The organism is Mycobacterium sp. SMC-19, assembly GCF_045310815.1.
In the GTDB taxonomy this organism is placed as follows: Bacteria; Actinomycetota; Actinomycetes; order Mycobacteriales; family Mycobacteriaceae; genus Mycobacterium.
Genome location: NZ_JBJIAM010000004.1, coordinates 60,477 through 76,246 on the forward strand (window position 1 = coordinate 60,477; position 15,770 = coordinate 76,246).

A 15,770-nucleotide genomic window follows, 5' to 3' on the forward strand; every position below is an offset into this window, starting at 1 on the left:
GGTTACTCGTGCAGGCGATCTGTGTGAAACTACAAGGCAAGCCGAGCCGCCGGGGGAGGCAGAGATGAAGAAGCTCGTAGCAGGATTCTCCGCGCTGGTGACTCTGAGCACTACCGGATGCTTCGGTACCGGAGTCAGCGCAGCCGACGACACGCCCGGCTACGACACGCCCGGCGGAAGCGCGAACACATCCGACCGCAACGCCTACGCCCTCGGCGGCGCCCACGTCCTAGGCATCCCCTACGACGAGTACATCCGCCGTGAAGGCGAGGAATGGTTCCCGGGCCTGAGGCGCCAAATCGTGCGCTACCCCGCTGGGCAGGTCCAGGGGCACGTACTGGAGCGTCTGTTCCCCGGCATCGGCAAGCTCGATGAAGCCTTCCCCGGGTTGGGGGCGGATGGGCCCAGCATCGGTGAATCGGTCGACGAGGGCGAGGGCAATCTCGACGCGGCGATCCGCAACGGCGGCCCCGGCACCGCGATCGGGCTGTCCGAGGGCTCGCTGGTGCTCGACGCCGTGCAGGCCCGACTGGCGACCGATCCCACCGCTCCCCCGCCGGACAAGCTGAACTTCGCCACGTTCGGCGACCCCATCGCGCGGCATGCCTTCGGCCAGAGCTTCCTGACCGCGATGTTTCCGGTCGGATCGGTTGTTCCGGCGATGGACTACCGCATTCCGGCTCCGGTGGAGAGCCAGTACGACACCAAGATGTTCGTCTCCGCCTACGACTCGATCGCCGACTTCCCGGACCGCCCGGACAACCTGTTGGCGCTGGCCAACACCCTCATGGGCCTGGCAACCGGCCACACCGCGGTCGCCTTCACCAACCCGGACATGGTGCCGCCGCAGAACATCAGGACAACGGTGAACTCCAGGGGTGCGACGACAACGACCTATCTGATCCCCGAGAAGCACCTCCCACTCGTTATGCCGTTGTCGTACATCGGGATTGATGAAGACACCCTCAACAGGCTGGACGCGATACTGCTGCCCCGGGTGAACGCCGCCTATTCGCGCAACGACGATCCTGCGACCGCCCCCATCCAAGTGGACCCGATCAATGGCTTCGACCCCGCAGCCGTCACCGCACCCGCCACCCAGGCCACCTTCGGCGGCGGGGCCGACCCGTTCTCGCAGATCCTGAACGGCGCAATGTCCGTATTGTCCGGAATGTCCGGGAGCGGCAAGGGCTGATCGCCCGCTGGCCTACCGATTCGATGAGCTATGTGACGCCGATGCCTCAGCCCTCCGTTCTGTCGATGCTGCATGGGCGCGCCAGCCTGCGGCCCCACGATGTCGCGTTCACCTTCACGAACTACGACGGTGACTGGGAGGGGGTCCGCGAGGACGTCACCTGGTCACAGCTGTCGCGCCGGACATTCAACGTGGCGCGCGAGCTCAGCTTCCACGGATCCGTGGGAGACCGGGCAGTGATCCTGGCCCCGCAGTCCCTGGACTACATCGCGGCGTTTCTGGGCGCGATGCAGGCCGGGTTGATCGCCGTCCCGCTCCCGTTGCCACACCGCGGCTCGCATCATGAGCGGGTCGGCGCGGTCCTGGCCGATGCAGCGCCCGCCGTGGTTCTGACCACGTCCGCCGTCGCGCAAGACGTCGCCGAATACGTTGATGCAGCCCGTCTAGACGCCGTGCCGAAGATCGTCGAGATCGACTCGATGCACCTCGATGTCGACAGCGAAACCGGTTTCCGGGCAATTGATTTGCCGAGCACCGCATATCTGCAGTACAGCTCCGGATCGACCCGGCAGCCAACCGGGGTGATGATCTCGCACGCCAACCTGCAGACGAATTTCGAGCAGTTGATGCGGAGCTACTTCGCCGGAACCACAGTCCCGTCGGATACCACCATGGTGTCGTGGCTGCCGTTTTACCACGACATGGGTTTGGTGCTCGGGGTCTGCGCACCGATCCTGGGCGGTTTCCGCGGCGAGCTGACCAGCCCGGTTTCGTTCTTGGAACGACCAGCCCGATGGATCCAGGCGTTGGCGCGAAATCCGCACAGCTGGTCGGCGGCGCCGAACTTCGCCTTCGATCTGGCCGCCCGCAAGACAACCGACGCCGACCTGAGCGGATTGGACCTCGGCGGCGTGGTGGGTGTCATCAGCGGCGCCGAGCGTGTCGAAGCGGCCACCCTGGAACGCTTCGTCGATCGGTTCGCGCACTTCAATTTCCGGGACGAGATGATGCGCCCCTCGTATGGTTTGGCCGAAGCGACCGTCTTCGTAGCGTCCAACACCTGGAGCGAGGCAGCACCGGCGGCTCACTTCGATCTCGTTGAGCTGGGCGCCGGCCGCGCTCAGCGGTGCGCGCCCGGGAAAGGCACCGCACTGGTCCCCTACCGGGTACCGCAGTCGCCCACGCTGCGGATCGTCGACAGCGACACCCACCGTGAGTGCCCCCCGGGCGTGGTGGGCGAGATCTGGGTGCATGGTGCCAACGTCGCCGACGGCTACTGGCGCAAACCACCGGAGGAGCAGCACTGCTTTGGCGTCACGCTGGCCGAACCATTGCCGGGCACGCCGGACGGGCCGTGGCTGCGCACCGGCGACCAAGGATTTCTCGACGAGGGTGAGCTTTTCATCGTCGGCCGCATCAAGGATCTGCTGATCATCCGGGGGCGCAACTACTATCCCGAGGACATCGAGGCGACGGTCCAACAGATCACCGCGGGTCGGGTCGCGGCAATAGCCGTCCGGGCGGGCGATACCGAGAAGCTGGTCACCATCATCGAGATCAAGCAACGCGACGCCGCCGGCGAGGACGCGATCGAGCACCTCGCCCGCGTCGCCAGCGAGGTCACGGCAGCGATCGCCACGGAGCACGGCCTGACCGTCGGAGACCTCGTACTGGTAGCGCCCGGCGAGATCCCCACCACGACGAGCGGCAAGATCCGGCGCGCCGCCTGCGCCGAGCAGCACCGCCGGAACGAGTTCACCCGGCTGGACGCCTGAGACCGTCGGTCCAGCGCTGCCACCCGACGAGCAGCTCGGGCAGATTCACCCCGAGCACCAGAGGCACCGCCACCGCCGGCTGCACATGCCCGGGACCGCAGGCAGTCAGATAGAGCTCGCGCAGCTTGGCCGTCCCGAAGCGGTCGGCCACGAAACGAGCGAACTCCCATGCCCGGTCATAGGCCTGCGCCCGCCGCGGTCCGGGAGCATCGAGGTCGGCATCCGACGGCAACGCCACGACTCCTGCCGCCGGCGCACTCGCCCGATCCCCCTGCGGCCGTGCGATGAAATCGGCCACTCCCTCGGTGAGCCAGCGCGGCGCATCGAACGCCGTGTCGGTTCGGGCTGCATAGTGAAAAAGCTCATGGGTCAACACGATTCGCAGCGTAGGTGTGCTCATCGCGTCCGCGCGGGGCGCGAAGACGATCCGCTGCCCAACTGCCGTCCGACGCTCTGGATCCACCCGGTCGGCGACCGCGACCGCGGCGATATCGGACCACTGGGCAACATCCGCGCTGTCGTGGCCGGCGAGCGCGACGAACTGCCGATCCGAGCCGGTGGCCGTCACCTGAATGCGATGCGACCAGTCGGTCCCCCAGAACGCTTCGACCGCGTCGACGGCCGAGCCGATGTTCGCGGCCACCCGCGACAGCAGCTCTTCGCCGGGCTGACCACCGAGATTCTCCAGAACGACGCTGCGGCCATCGCCCACGATCAGTGGCTCGGTTGCCGGCGGACGAGCAGCCACACCCAGCAGCGCGACACCGCCGATCAGCTCGACAGCCAGCAGCGCCGCAAGCAGGCGTCGGATTCCCCGGCGCTCAGTAACGGCGGGCGTTGTGGATCGGGCCGGAGGAGTTCATCGGCACCACCCGGACCGGCTGACCGTAGGTGGACGAGTGGATCATCATGCCGTCGCCGACGTAGATCCCCGAGTGCGACGCGTCTGAATAGAAGGTCAGCACATCGCCGGGCTGCAGGTCGGACAGCGAGACCGCCTGCCCACCGTTGGCCTGCGCCTGGCTGGAGTGCGGCAGGTTGATGCCGGCCTGGTGGAAGGCCCACATCACCAGACCGGAGCAGTCGAATCCGCCCGGTGCGGCCCCACCCCAGACATAGGGCGTGCCGACCTGGGTCAACGCCGCCTGGACGGCAGTAGCGGCGCCTCCGCCACCGGATGCGCCCATCGCCACGTCCATCGGGGGCGGGGCGTCGGACCCGGGCATCGGGAATCCCGGGAATCCGGGGGCCGGCGGCATACCCTCGGGCGCGGGCTCTCCCGGTACGGCTTCGGGCCCCGCGCCGGGTGCGGCCATCGCCGTGCGCTGCTGCGGCGTCAGTGCGTAGTACTGCGATTTCACCACGGAGATCTGCAGCTGCAGACGGCTTTGGCGGGCCTGCAGCTCGGCGCGCACCGCGGCAGCCTGCTCGGCCGCCGTCCGTGCTTCGTCAGCCGACTTGGCCGACGCCTGCTCGGCCTGATCGGCCTGCTCGCTGGCGGCACGGAACCGGTCCAGTTGCACCGACAGGTCGCTGGCGACCACCCGCTGCACACCGAGCTTGTCGATCAGTTGTTGCGGCGACTCAGCGGTCAAGATGGCGTCCGCGCCGCCAACCCGGCCACCCATGTAGGTGGTGGCGGCGAAGCGGTTGACAGAAGCTCGGTAGGTGGACAGCTGGTCCCGGGCCGCGTCCAGGGCGGCTTGGTCGGCGACGTGCGCATTGTCCGCGGCCTGCTGCGCGGCGAGCTTCTCATCGAGATTGAGCTGCGCGGTGTGCATGGCCTCAGTGGTCTGCTCGGCCTGGCGGGACAGCTCGCTGAGCTTCGCCAGGGCGTCGTCGGCGGGGTCTGCGTGGACGTTTCCGACCAACACGCTGCTCAGAGTCGTGACACCGGCCACCAAGCCGACTGCGGCGCCGAGCGCAGGGCGCCTCAAAGCACGCAGACGCCACTGCATACGTTCGAGCTCCAAGATTGCATCCTTAACACTGCCCAGGGAGGCACGGGGGGCGTGCCGCCGCCGAAACGTAAGGTCTCGAATAGGTTACGGAATGGCAACGTCGTTGTCCATCACGAATTGCCGACTGTAACAGTCAGGATTGTGAAAGTTCTAAGGCCGCTCGCCGCGGTCCGGCCCTGGTCAGGCCACGCCTGAGCGGCGCACCGAACCCCGCTCGCCGCGGATCGGGACCAACCGCAACCGGGGTGCCATCCCGGCCTCGGCAAGCACATCCAGTGCCGCACGCTCGTCTTCGAGCAGCTCGTTGGGCACGCCCAGCAACACGCTGACCACACAGTCCCGGCAAGCCGGTCCGCGCACCGCACAGTCATCGCAGTCGATCACCATCGGATCCGAATCCGCCCGGCGTGCACCGCAGCCATCCAAGTGTCCCGAGATCTGTCCCATGACGTTTCCTCTCGATCAGTTGCCGGCACGCTAACTCCGGGCACCGACAACACGGCTTCACCGCAGCGGTCTCCGCTTCACCTCTCCTCCGTCGAGGCTTGCTAACCGCCCGGCTCAAACGGCGGCCCAGCTTCACCTCTCCTCCGTCGAGGCTTGCTAACCGCCGGTGTCGGTGCGTCCGCCTACGGTTTCGACCATGACCACCGGCTCTGACTCAAGGCAGCTGAGCTTCCCCCAATTCGAAGCCGATCTCGAAGCCGAATTCGCCGCCGCCCCGGCCACCTTGCGCGACACCACGTTCGTGGTGGTGGACCTCGAGACCACCGGCGGCCGGGCCTCGCCCAGCGGGGACGCGGAGGCGGACGCCATCACCGAGATCGGCGCGGTAAAAGTGCGTGGCGGAGTGGTCGAGGGCGAGTTCGCCACGCTGATCAACCCGCAGCGCGGCATTCCGCCGCAGATCGTCCGGCTGACCGGTATCACCACCGCCATGGTCTACGAGGCGCCCACGATCGAATCCGTGTTGCCGTCCTTCCTGGAGTTCGCCGGATTCGACCGCGGTTCGGTGCTGGTCGCCCATAACGCCGGGTTCGACGTGGGGTTCCTGACGGCCGCCGCACGACGCTGCGATCTGACCTGGCCGCGGCCGCCGGTGCTGTGCACGGTGCGACTGGCTCGCCGGGTGCTCAGTCGCGACGAGGCGCCCAGCGTCCGGCTTGCCGAGTTGTCCCGGCTGTTCGCGGTCAGCACCACACCCACCCACCGAGCGCTCGACGACGCCCGCGCCACCGTCGACGTGCTGCACGCGCTGATCGAGCGGCTCGGCAACCAGCACGTCAGCACCTTCGTCGATCTGCGTGCCTATCTCTCACACACGACACCGGCGCAGCGCCGCAAGCGCAGCCTGGCTGTCGATCTGCCGCACCGGCCCGGGGTCTACCTGTTCCGCGGCCCGTCCGACGAAGTGCTCTACATCGGCACCGCCACCAACCTGCGCCGGCGGGTCGCGCAGTACTTCAACGGCTCGGAACGCCGTAGCCGCATCGCCGAGATGGTGGCGCTGGCCACCCGGATCGATCACGTCGAATGCGCGCATCCGCTGGAGGCTGGGGTCCGCGAACTGCGGCTGCTGGCCGCGGCCGCTCCGCCCTACAACCGACGATCGAAGTTCCCCCGGCGGTGGTGGTGGATCACCCTGTCCGACGAGGCTTTCCCCCGCCTGACCGTGGTGCGCGCTCCGCGGCACGGCCGGGCCATCGGCCCATTCCGCTCTCGGGCCGACGCCGCCGATTCCGCCGCCCTGTTTTCGCGGTTCACCGGAATCCGAACCTGCACAAAGCGATTGAGTCGCACCAGTCGGCACTCCTGCCCGCCGGCCGAAGTCGGCCCTTGCCCGGCGGCAGCGAACACCACTGCAGAGGAGTACGCCGAAGCGGTCGGACGTGCCGCGGCGTTGCTCGACGGTACCGACAACGGCGCCCTGGACGCCGCGGTGCAGCAGGTCAACGCGCTGGCCGATCGCGGGCACTACGAAAGCGCGGCCCGGCTGCGCGACCGCACCGCCACCGCGATCGAAGCCCTGTGGCGCAGTCAGCGCGCACGCGCCCTGGCGGCACTGCCCGAGCTGGTGGCCGCCGCGCCGGACTGCGCCGGCGGGTGGCACCTCGCGGTGATCCGCCACGGCCGGCTGGCCGCCGCGGGGTGCGCCGCGCGCGGTGTGCCGCCGATGCCCGTCGTCGATGCGATCACGCTGGGGGCCGAGACGGTGCTGCCCGAGCCGGCACCGTTGGCCGGCGCCCTCGTCGAGGAGACCATGCTCATCGCCCGCTGGCTGGCAGCTCCTGGGGTGCGCATCGTCCGCGTCGACGGCGGTTCAGCGAGGCTCGACGAAGGAGAGGCGAAGCTGGGACCGCCGCATGAACCCGGCGGTTCAGCGAGGCTCGACGAAGGAGAGGCGAAACTGGGACCGCCGCATGAGCCCGGCGGCTGGGTGTCGCCACTGCGCTCGGCCGGTCCGTTGACCTCATGGGCAGCGCTGGCCCGCTCGGCGCGGCTGGCCTCAGAGCTGGGCGCCGAAGCGGACCCAACGGGCAAGCAGTTGTTCGGCCGCGCCGCTGTCGATCGCCTCAACCGCGCGCGCCAACCCGTCCTCCCAGGCCGGCAACCACTCAGCGCTACTGGATAGCCCCGCGTGAGCCACGATCGCCCCGGCGGCGTTGAGCACCACGGCATCGCGCACCGCGCCCTTGGTTCCGGCGAGCACCGAACGAGCCTCCTCGGCGTTGGCCTGCGCGTCACCGCCGAGCAGCTCGCCGACCTCCGCACGAGCGAACCCGAAACCCGCCGGGTCGAAGGTCAGCCGATCGATGGTCCCGGCCTGTACTCGCCAGATCGTGCTGGTCGTCGTGGTGGTCAGTTCGTCGAGGCCGTCGTCACCGTGCACCACCAGCACGCTGGACCGCCGCGCCGCGAACACGCCGGCCATCACCTCGGCCAACTCCCCGAACGCGCACCCGATCAGCCCGGCGCGTGGCCGTGCCGGGTTGGTCAGCGGGCCCAGCAGGTTGAACACCGTCGGTACGCCGATCTCGCGCCGTGCCACCGAAGCGTTGCGATAGGACGGCTGGAACTGCGGGGCGAAGCAGAATCCGATGCCGATCTCGGCGACACTGCGGGCCACCTCGTCGGGCCCCAGATCGATGCGCACCCCCAACGCCTCCAGGGTGTCGGCGCCCCCGGACAGCGAGCTCGCCGACCGATTGCCGTGCTTGACCACCGGCACGCCCGCGGCGGCCACCACGATCGCGGCCATCGTGGACAGATTCACCGTGTTGGCGCCGTCCCCGCCGGTGCCCACCACGTCGACCGTGTCGGTGCCGATCTTGTCGGTGGGTACCTTGCGGCCGTAGGCCAGCATGACGTCGGCCAGCTCGCCTACCTCGGCGGCGGTTGGGCCCTTCATCTGCATCGCCACCCCGAAAGCCGCAATCTGCGCGGAGGTCGCGGCGCCGGCCATGATCTGCTCCATCGCCCAGGCCGCCTGGCCCCGAGCCAGATCCCTACCCGACGTCAGGCCGCCCAGGACCTGTCGCCACTGCCCTATCTGCGCTTTCGGCTGCGCCGCACTACCTGGCTCGACCACGCGCCGATCGTCGCATGCGGCCCCCGCGACACCAAAGCCAACCGGAAGCGCGGCCCGAAACAGGTGGAGGACAGAGCGCTAACAGCCCGGTAACAGCAGAGACGAGACCAGTTCAAACGAATTGCCAGCCCCGGGTGGAGATCTACAACTACATAGCGTCATACTTGCGGGGTGACGAGCGCTGTGGGGTCCTCGGGTACTGCCATTACTTCTCGTGTGCATTCGCTGAACCGTCCCAACATGGTCAGCGTCGGCACCATCGTGTGGCTGTCCAGTGAATTGATGTTCTTTGCCGGTTTGTTCGCGATGTACTTCACGGCTCGCGCGCAGTCCGGTGGCGCCTGGCCGCCGCCGCCAACGGAGCTGAACCTTGCCCTGGCGGTCCCGGTGACACTGGTGCTGATCGCGTCATCGTTCACCTGCCAGATGGGCGTGTTCGCCGCCGAGCGTGGCGACGTGTTCGGGCTGCGCCGGTGGTACTTGCTGACCTTCCTCATGGGACTGTTCTTCGTCTGCGGTCAGGCCTACGAGTACTCCCACCTGATCGCGCACGGCACCACCATCCCGTCGAGCGCCTACGGCACCGTGTTCTACCTGACCACCGGGTTCCACGGCCTGCACGTCATCGGTGGGTTGGTCGCCTTCATCTTCCTGATGCTGCGAACCACGATGAGCAAGTTCACCCCGGCTCAGGCCACCGCCTCGATCGTCGTGTCCTACTACTGGCACTTCGTCGACATCGTGTGGATCGCACTGTTCGCCACGATCTACTTCATCCGATGAGCAACCGCCCGATGAACAGGAGTGTCCGGTTGAAGACACTGAAGAAGTGGGCCCGACCTGGCAACAACGATTCCGTCGCCCGGCGGCGCCTGCGCCGTCGAGTCTCCGGCGGACTGCTGCTGCTGGTCGCCCTGACGCTGGCCGGCGGAATGGCCGCGGTGCTGACCCCGACCCCGCAGGTTGCGGTGGCCGACGAGTCGGCCTCGGCCCTGCTGCGCACCGGTAAGCAGCTCTTCGACACCTCGTGCGTGAGCTGCCACGGCGCCAACCTGCAGGGTGAGGTGGGCCGCGGTCCGAGCCTGATCGGCGTCGGTGAAGCCGCCGTCTACTTCCAGGTCTCCAGCGGTCGGATGCCCGCGGTCCGCGGTGAGGCGCAGGCCCCCCGTACGTACCCGTTCTTCGACGACAAGCAGATCGACGCCCTGGGCGCCTACGTCCAGGCCAACGGCGGCGGCCCCACCGTGGTGCGCAACGCCGATGGCAGCATCGCGCAGGCTTCGCTGCGCGGCGACGACCTGGGCCGTGGTGGCGACCTCTTCCGGCTCAACTGCGCGTCGTGCCACAACTTCACCGGCCGGGGCGGCGCCCTGTCCTCGGGTAAGTACGCGCCCGACCTGGAGCCTGCCAGCGAGCAGCAGATCCTGACCGCGATGCTGTCCGGCCCGCAGAACATGCCGCGCTTCTCCGACCGGCAGATCTCCATGGAGGAGAAGAAGGACATCATCGCCTACGTGAAATCCGTTACCGAGGAACGGGATCCGGGCGGCTACGGGCTCGGCGGCTTCGGCCCGGCGCCCGAGGGCATGGTGATTTGGATTATCGGCATGGTCGCAGCCATCGCCGCGGCAATGTGGATCGGGGCACGCTCATGAGCAGCAACGACAAGACCGAACTCCCCGACGACGCTGCACTGGCGACGATGACCAACGACGAGCTGCTGGCTCTCGGCGGCAGCATCGACGGTGTCAACACCGTCTTCAAGGAGCCGCGCTGGCCGGTCGAGGGCACTCGGGCCGAAAAGCGCGCCGAGCGCCGGGTCGCTGCCTGGTTCCTGGCGGGTGGCGGCTTCGGCCTGGCCCTGCTGCTGGTCTTCCTGTTCTGGCCGTGGGAGTACGCGCCGCTGGAGTCCCCGAACGGCTTGGCCTACTCGCTGGCGACTCCGCTGTACGGCCTGACCTTCGGGCTCTCGGTGCTGTGCATCGCGATCGGCGCAGTGCTGTTCGTCAAGAAGTTCATCCCCGAAGAGATCACCATCCAGGACCGTCACGACGGCAGCTCCCCCGAGATCGACCGTAAGACCGTGGCGGCCCAGCTGACCGACGCGTTCGAGGGCTCGACCATCGGGCGGCGCAAGCTGCTGGGTGCGTCGCTGGGCGTCGGATTCGGCGCATTCGGCCTGGGCACCTTGGTGGCCGGCGCCGGTGGCCTGATCAAGAACCCCTGGAAGCCGGTCGTCGACACCGCCGAGGGCAAGAAGGCCGCGCTGTGGACTTCCGGGTGGACCCCGCGCTACCCCGGCGAGACCATCTACCTGGCCCGCGCGACCGGTCAGAGCACCAACTCGCCGTTCGTCAAGATGCGTCCCGAGGACCTGGACGCCGGCGGCATGGAAACGGTGTTCCCGTGGCGTGAGTCCGACGGTGACGGCACCACCGAAGAATCGAACGAGAAGCTCACCGAGATCATGATGGGCGTTCGTAACCCGGTGATGCTGATCCGTATCCGGCCCGACGACATGCCCAAGGTGGTCAAGCGCCAGGGCCAGGAGAGCTTCAACTACGGCGACTTCTTCGCCTACACCAAGATCTGCTCGCACCTGGGTTGCCCGTCTTCCCTGTTCGAGCAGCAGACCTATCGGATCCTGTGCCCGTGCCACCAGTCGCAGTTCGACGCACTGCACTTCGCCAAGCCGGTCTTCGGCCCGGCGGCTCGCGCGCTGGCACAGCTGCCGATCACCATTGACGCCAATGGGCATCTGGTCGCCAATGGCGACTTCGTGGAACCTGTCGGACCGGCATTCTGGGAGCGCACCTCATGAGCCCTGCAATCGGCGACCTGCTCGCCCGCCAAGCAGACGACATCGATACCCGTTACCACCCGGCGGCCGCGCTGCGCCGCCAGTTCAACAAGGTCTTCCCGACGCACTGGTCGTTCCTGCTCGGTGAGATCGCGTTGTACAGCTTCATCATCTTGCTGCTGTCCGGCGTCTACCTGACGCTGTTCTTCGACCCATCGATGGCCGAGGTCATCTACCACGGCGTCTATCAGCCGCTCAACGGCGTGCAGATGTCGCGGGCCTACGAGTCGGCGCTGGACATCTCCTTCGAGGTGCGCGGCGGCCTGTTCGTCCGCCAGCTCCACCACTGGGCCGCGCTGATGTTCGCGGCGTCGATCATGGTGCACCTGGCGCGCATCTTCTTCACCGGCGCATTCCGTCGGCCGCGTGAGGCGAACTGGGTGATCGGATCGCTGCTGCTGATCCTGGCCATGTTCGAGGGCTACTTCGGTTACTCGCTGCCCGACGACCTGCTGTCCGGTATCGGTCTGCGCGCCGCGCTGTCCTCGATCACGCTGGGTATGCCGGTGATAGGCACCTGGCTGCACTGGGCACTGTTCGGCGGCGACTTCCCGGGCACTATCTTGATCCCCCGGCTCTACGCACTGCACATCCTGCTGATCCCGGGCATCATCCTGGCCCTGATCGGCGTGCACATGGCGCTGGTGTGGTTCCAGAAGCACACGCAGTTCCCCGGCCCGGGCCGCACCGAGACCAACGTAGTGGGCGTGCGGGTGCTGCCGGTCTTCGCGATCAAGTCGGGCGCGTTCTTCGCGATGATCACCGGCATCCTGGGCCTCATGGGCGGGTTGCTGCAGATCAACGCGATCTGGAACCTGGGCCCCTACCGCCCGTCGCAGGTGTCGGCGGGTAGCCAGCCGGACTTCTACATGATGTGGACCGAGGGCCTGGCCCGTCTCTGGCCGGCCTGGGAGTTCTACTTCTGGGGCCACACCGTGCCCGGCCCGGTCGGTGTCGCGCTGATCATGGGTGGCGTCTTCGGCTTGCTGATGGTCTACCCGTTCCTGGAGAAGAAGTTCACCGGCGACTACGCGCACCACAACCTGCTGCAGCGTCCCCGGGACGCTCCGGTCCGTACCGCGATCGGTGCCATGGCGATCAGCTTCTACATGGTGCTGACCCTGGCCGCCATGAACGACATCATCGCGTGGAAGTTCCACATCTCGCTGAATGCGACGACCTGGATCGGCCGTATCGGGATGGTGGTTCTGCCGCCGCTGGTCTTCTTCATCACCTACCGGTGGTGCATCGGTCTGCAGCGCAGTGACCGCGACGTGCTCGAGCACGGCATCGAGACCGGCATCATCAAGCGGCTGCCGCACGGTGCCTACATCGAGCTGCACCAGCCGCTGGGTCCGGTCGATGACCACGGCCACCCCATTCCGCTGGAGTACGCCGGTGCGCCGCTGCCCAAGAAGATGAACAAACTCGGTTCGGCTGGCGCTCCCGGTACTGGCAGCTTCCTGACGGCCGACCCGGTCGACGAGGATGCCGCGCTCAACGAGGCCGCGCACGCCAGCGAGCGACGTGCGATGACCGCGCTGGCCGAGCACCAGGGCGGTAACACCAACGGTCACCACTAGGCCTACTGGGTCCGAAGAATCGGGCAGCCTGCGCAATCTCTTGCGCGGGCTGCCCGTTTTGGTTGGTGCGGCACCGGAGTTCGATCCGGCGCAGGCACCGGCCGATCCCGTCGCACTGTTTGTCCAATGGCTGCTGCACGCTGTCGACAGCGGCGTGCCGGAACCGCATGCGATGACGTTGTCGACGGTCGGAGCGGTGGGTGGGGCCGGCGCAGCGCGGCCGTCGGCGCGGGTGCTGATCCTCAAGGACATCGATGCCGCCGGCTGGCATTTCGGGGTCAGTTCGGCCAGCCGCAAGGGCGCCGATCTAGCCCGCAATCCGGCTGTCGCACTGACGTTTTACTGGCCCACACTGGGTCGTCAGGTCAGGGTCGACGGCATCGCGGTCCCCGACCCGCCGCCGGTCACCGCCAACGACTTCCTGGCCCGCTCAGAGGGCGCCCGGGCGATGGTCCTCACCGGCCGCCAAAGCGAGCCCTATGCCGATCCCGGCGAGATCAGCGAGGCACTCGCCAAGGCACACCTGGAGCTCGAGCACTCCCCCACCCTGGTCCCGGCCGAGTGGGTGTCGTATGCGGTTGCGGCCGACGCCGTCGAGTTCTGGCAGGCCGACCCTACGCGCCGGCACCGCAGGCTGCGTTATGAACGTGACGGAAAGAGCTGGTCGACGACACTGCTCTGGCCATGATTCGGCAGGCCACGACAACGCGCCGTGGCGACGACTCAGCCGAAACGAGACGGCAGTGCCAGCACCTCGCCCAGCCGACGCAGGTACAGCCACGGAATCACCGGCATGGCGGCAGTGCCGACTCCGGCCAGCCCGTAGCAGACCCACGAGCCGGTGTCCTTGCCGACGGCCATCAGATAGGTGGCCAACGCGACCGCCGTCAGCGCACCGCCCACCGCGCAGGCCAGCACCGTGACACCGCGCAGCAGCACCCGGTCGACCTGCACCTGGTTGGGCAGCACCTGCCGTGTGCCGGCCGCTCGGCGGCCCGGAGCGTCGAAGCCGCGCTGCGGGAGCGGGGCATCCGGGCGCGGCGGCTTGGCCTGCGCCTGGCTCGGGAAGCCGGGGGGCCGCGGCGGGCCGGGCTGGCGTGCCCGGAGCAGTACCGGGATGGCCGCCAGGATCACCAAGGCGGAGACTCCGATGACGATGTAAAGCAGGCCGCTGTGCGAACTCTCGGTCGGCTCGTGGAAGCCGCGGCCCAGATCTACCAGCGCCACGGTGGCCGCCACGCTCATGCCCAGCAGCGTCAACCAGATTGCAGCGCACGCGCCCAGCAGGACGCGGTCAGTGACCTCCGGGGACTGCCCGGGCCGAATGAATCGATCTACCATGTTCCCGCCGGTCATCCGCAGCTCGTCGCCGGTGCGTCGTTGCTGTTGGAGAACAACACCCTACCGTCACTGCTCGTGATCGAGCAGTTGAGCTTGCTCAACCGCAGCATGCTGGTCGCCTCCACCGAACCGATCTCCGACTGCGAGATCGGTGTCAGGGTCAGCGACCACGGGATGTAGGCGTTGCGCTGCGTGCGACGTTGCCCGGAGGCATCTACGTAGGTGATCGTGATCTGGTCGAACGGCGCCTTAGTGCCGGTCACCGAGTAGGTCACCTGCAACGGCTTCGCCTGCGTGGTCGTGGTGGTCTCCTGCGTCGTGGTCGATGGCTCGGGTGCCGGCTCCTCGCTCGGGGGCGGGGGCGGGGGCGGCGGCGGCTCCTCGCTGCTGGGCGGCGGAGGAGGCGGCTCCTCGCTGCTGGGCGGCGGAGGCGGCGGTGTTGTGGTGCTGGTGCTGGTCCGGGTGATCTCGTCCTGCACCGGCGGCACCGAAACCGTGCTGCTGCTCGTGGCCGGCGTAGCCAGATCGTGGGTCTCGGTGCGGGCGAACAGCAATGCCACCGATACCACCAGCGAGACCGCCGCGATGATCACGGTGACCCCGACCACCCACGGCCACCGCGGTGTCTTGGCGTCCGGGTCCGGTTCCTCGGGTGCGTCGTAGCTGTCGTAGTCGTAAAGCCGCGGATCCACCGGAACGTAAGGACCGCTCAAGAACTGCTCGGATTCGGGAGCCGAGTATGCCTGCGAGTACGCGGTGTTATCTGCGGGCGCGGCGGCAGGAGTGGCAGCTACATCGTCAAGCGGCTGGATCTCGCCGCCCGCACCTGCCTCGGGGGCCTTGTCAGAAGCCGGCTGACCGCTGCCGGAGCCCTCGTCTCCAGAGCCCGCCTCTGGGGGATTCGGCCCGCTCATTCCCGCCTATCCTGTTCAAACCGCCGCGCCACGCCCTGACCGGTTGCGGTCGGCATCAGCCACCGTTGGTCATTGTGCATCGGCAACCCTACCCAAACGGGTCGACACGGCGGCCGCGGCGGAGATGTGGTCAGTGTTTCTCGGGGCCGATGTAGTACTCGAAGACCAGTCCGGCCACGCTCGACAACACGAACACCACTCCGGCGGCGATCAGCCACGGCAGCCACAGGGCGATCCCGACGGCGGCCACCGACCCGGACAGCGCGATCAGAATCGGCCACCAGCTGTGCGGGCTGAAGAAGCCCAGCTCGCCGGCGCCGTCACTGACTTCGGCAGCCTCGTAGTCCTCGGGACGGGTGTCGAGCCGACGTGCCACGAACCGGAAGAAGGTGGCCACGATCATGGCCATCATCCCGGTCAGGAACAGCGCGGTGGTGCCGGCCCATTCCACGCCACCGGTGGCGAACTTCCCGGTCAGCACCGCGTAGATCACCCCGACCACCAGGAAGAAGGTGGCGACGAACTCGAACAGCCTGGATTCGATGCGCATGC

14 protein-coding genes and 1 pseudogene are annotated in these 15,770 nt (G+C 67.9%); 8 read left to right on the forward strand and 7 right to left on the reverse strand.

What is annotated here, in order from left to right; genetic code table 11:
• The first annotated feature begins 64 nt into the window (after positions 1-64).
• Positions 65-1,195: an acyltransferase PE gene (gene pe, locus ACJH5R_RS10415; protein ID WP_406781889.1), complete on the forward strand. Its 1,131-nt coding sequence runs from the start codon at positions 65-67 to the stop codon at positions 1,193-1,195.
• A 41-nt stretch (positions 1,196-1,236) separates the two neighbouring features.
• Positions 1,237-2,970, forward strand: a complete 1,734-nt coding sequence (locus ACJH5R_RS10420; RefSeq protein ID WP_406781890.1) for an AMP-binding protein — start codon at positions 1,237-1,239, stop codon at positions 2,968-2,970.
• On the opposite strand, the gene ACJH5R_RS10425 is transcribed toward ACJH5R_RS10420, so the two are convergent.
• The 3 genes from ACJH5R_RS10425 to ACJH5R_RS10435 all read right to left on the reverse strand — a co-directional run bounded on the left by ACJH5R_RS10425 (position 2,951) and on the right by ACJH5R_RS10435 (position 5,378).
• Positions 2,951-3,772: a hypothetical protein gene (locus tag ACJH5R_RS10425; RefSeq protein WP_406782021.1), complete on the reverse strand. Its 822-nt coding sequence runs from the start codon at positions 3,770-3,772 to the stop codon at positions 2,951-2,953. The two genes, ACJH5R_RS10420 and ACJH5R_RS10425, sit on opposite strands and share 20 nt — an antisense overlap.
• Before the next feature lie 19 nt (positions 3,773-3,791).
• On the reverse strand, positions 3,792-4,928 hold the full coding sequence (gene ripC, locus ACJH5R_RS10430; RefSeq protein ID WP_406758422.1) for a peptidoglycan hydrolase RipC: 1,137 nt from the start codon (positions 4,926-4,928) through the stop codon (positions 3,792-3,794).
• A gap of 183 nt (positions 4,929-5,111) precedes the next feature.
• Positions 5,112-5,378, reverse strand: coding sequence for a hypothetical protein (locus tag ACJH5R_RS10435; protein WP_406758352.1), 267 nt, complete (start codon positions 5,376-5,378; stop codon positions 5,112-5,114).
• Positions 5,379-5,574: 196 nt separating this feature from the next.
• Here ACJH5R_RS10435 and ACJH5R_RS10440 point away from each other — a divergent pair.
• Positions 5,575-7,485, forward strand: a pseudogene (locus ACJH5R_RS10440) (DEDD exonuclease domain-containing protein); the annotation flags it as partial.
• Here ACJH5R_RS10440 and trpD read toward each other — a convergent pair.
• Positions 7,438-8,520, reverse strand: coding sequence for an anthranilate phosphoribosyltransferase (trpD, locus tag ACJH5R_RS10445; RefSeq protein WP_406781891.1), 1,083 nt, complete (start codon positions 8,518-8,520; stop codon positions 7,438-7,440). The pseudogene ACJH5R_RS10440 and the gene trpD overlap by 48 nt on opposite strands.
• 171 nt (positions 8,521-8,691) lie before the next feature.
• Here trpD and ACJH5R_RS10450 point away from each other — a divergent pair, with 171 nt between their 5' ends.
• From ACJH5R_RS10450 to ACJH5R_RS10470, 5 genes are read left to right on the forward strand one after another with little or no spacing between them, the layout of a single operon-like run.
• Positions 8,692-9,303, forward strand: a complete 612-nt coding sequence (locus ACJH5R_RS10450) for a heme-copper oxidase subunit III (protein WP_046283762.1) — start codon at positions 8,692-8,694, stop codon at positions 9,301-9,303.
• Positions 9,300-10,175 (forward strand): c-type cytochrome, encoded by an 876-nt coding sequence (locus ACJH5R_RS10455; RefSeq protein WP_406781892.1) that lies wholly within the window; start codon positions 9,300-9,302, stop codon positions 10,173-10,175. The genes ACJH5R_RS10450 and ACJH5R_RS10455 overlap by 4 nt, the downstream gene beginning before the upstream one ends.
• Positions 10,172-11,341, forward strand: a complete 1,170-nt coding sequence (locus ACJH5R_RS10460) for a ubiquinol-cytochrome c reductase iron-sulfur subunit (RefSeq protein WP_406758350.1) — start codon at positions 10,172-10,174, stop codon at positions 11,339-11,341. The genes ACJH5R_RS10455 and ACJH5R_RS10460 overlap by 4 nt, the downstream gene beginning before the upstream one ends.
• Positions 11,338-12,963 carry a cytochrome bc complex cytochrome b subunit gene (locus ACJH5R_RS10465; protein ID WP_406781893.1) on the forward strand — a complete coding sequence of 542 codons (1,626 nt, stop codon included), beginning with the start codon at positions 11,338-11,340 and terminating at the stop codon, positions 12,961-12,963. Before ACJH5R_RS10460 ends, ACJH5R_RS10465 begins: the two co-directional genes overlap by 4 nt.
• A gap of 40 nt (positions 12,964-13,003) precedes the next feature.
• On the forward strand, positions 13,004-13,651 hold the full coding sequence (locus ACJH5R_RS10470) for a pyridoxal 5'-phosphate synthase (protein ID WP_406781894.1): 648 nt from the start codon (positions 13,004-13,006) through the stop codon (positions 13,649-13,651).
• 35 nt (positions 13,652-13,686) lie between these two features.
• On the opposite strand, the gene ACJH5R_RS10475 is transcribed toward ACJH5R_RS10470, so the two are convergent.
• The 3 genes from ACJH5R_RS10475 to ACJH5R_RS10485 all read right to left on the reverse strand — a co-directional run bounded on the left by ACJH5R_RS10475 (position 13,687) and on the right by ACJH5R_RS10485 (position 15,768).
• Positions 13,687-14,304, reverse strand: coding sequence for a DUF2561 family protein (locus ACJH5R_RS10475; RefSeq protein WP_406781895.1), 618 nt, complete (start codon positions 14,302-14,304; stop codon positions 13,687-13,689).
• A gap of 11 nt (positions 14,305-14,315) precedes the next feature.
• Positions 14,316-15,218 carry an MmpS family transport accessory protein gene (locus ACJH5R_RS10480; RefSeq protein WP_406758346.1) on the reverse strand — a complete coding sequence of 301 codons (903 nt, stop codon included), beginning with the start codon at positions 15,216-15,218 and terminating at the stop codon, positions 14,316-14,318.
• 130 nt (positions 15,219-15,348) lie between these two features.
• Entirely contained in the window at positions 15,349-15,768 is a 420-nt protein-coding gene (locus ACJH5R_RS10485; protein ID WP_067974017.1) for a cytochrome c oxidase subunit 4, read from the reverse strand.
• Between the last annotated feature and the right edge of the window lie 2 nt (positions 15,769-15,770).

Excerpts from the sequence above, each read along its gene's own strand:
- pe (WP_406781889.1), top strand. The coding sequence starts at position 65 with ATGAAGAAGCTCGTAGCAGGATTCTCCGCGCTGGTGACTCTGAGCACT.
- ACJH5R_RS10420 (WP_406781890.1), top strand. The coding sequence starts at position 1,237 with ATGCCTCAGCCCTCCGTTCTGTCGATGCTGCATGGGCGCGCCAGCCTG.
- ripC (WP_406758422.1), bottom strand. The coding sequence starts at position 4,928 with ATGCAGTGGCGTCTGCGTGCTTTGAGGCGCCCTGCGCTCGGCGCCGCA.
- ACJH5R_RS10435 (WP_406758352.1), bottom strand. The coding sequence starts at position 5,378 with ATGGGACAGATCTCGGGACACTTGGATGGCTGCGGTGCACGCCGGGCG.
- ACJH5R_RS10455 (WP_406781892.1), top strand. The coding sequence starts at position 9,300 with ATGAGCAACCGCCCGATGAACAGGAGTGTCCGGTTGAAGACACTGAAG.
- ACJH5R_RS10460 (WP_406758350.1), top strand. The coding sequence starts at position 10,172 with ATGAGCAGCAACGACAAGACCGAACTCCCCGACGACGCTGCACTGGCG.
- ACJH5R_RS10465 (WP_406781893.1), top strand. The coding sequence starts at position 11,338 with ATGAGCCCTGCAATCGGCGACCTGCTCGCCCGCCAAGCAGACGACATC.
- ACJH5R_RS10475 (WP_406781895.1), bottom strand. The coding sequence starts at position 14,304 with ATGGTAGATCGATTCATTCGGCCCGGGCAGTCCCCGGAGGTCACTGAC.
- ACJH5R_RS10480 (WP_406758346.1), bottom strand. The coding sequence starts at position 15,218 with ATGAGCGGGCCGAATCCCCCAGAGGCGGGCTCTGGAGACGAGGGCTCC.
- ACJH5R_RS10485 (WP_067974017.1), bottom strand. The coding sequence starts at position 15,768 with ATGCGCATCGAATCCAGGCTGTTCGAGTTCGTCGCCACCTTCTTCCTG.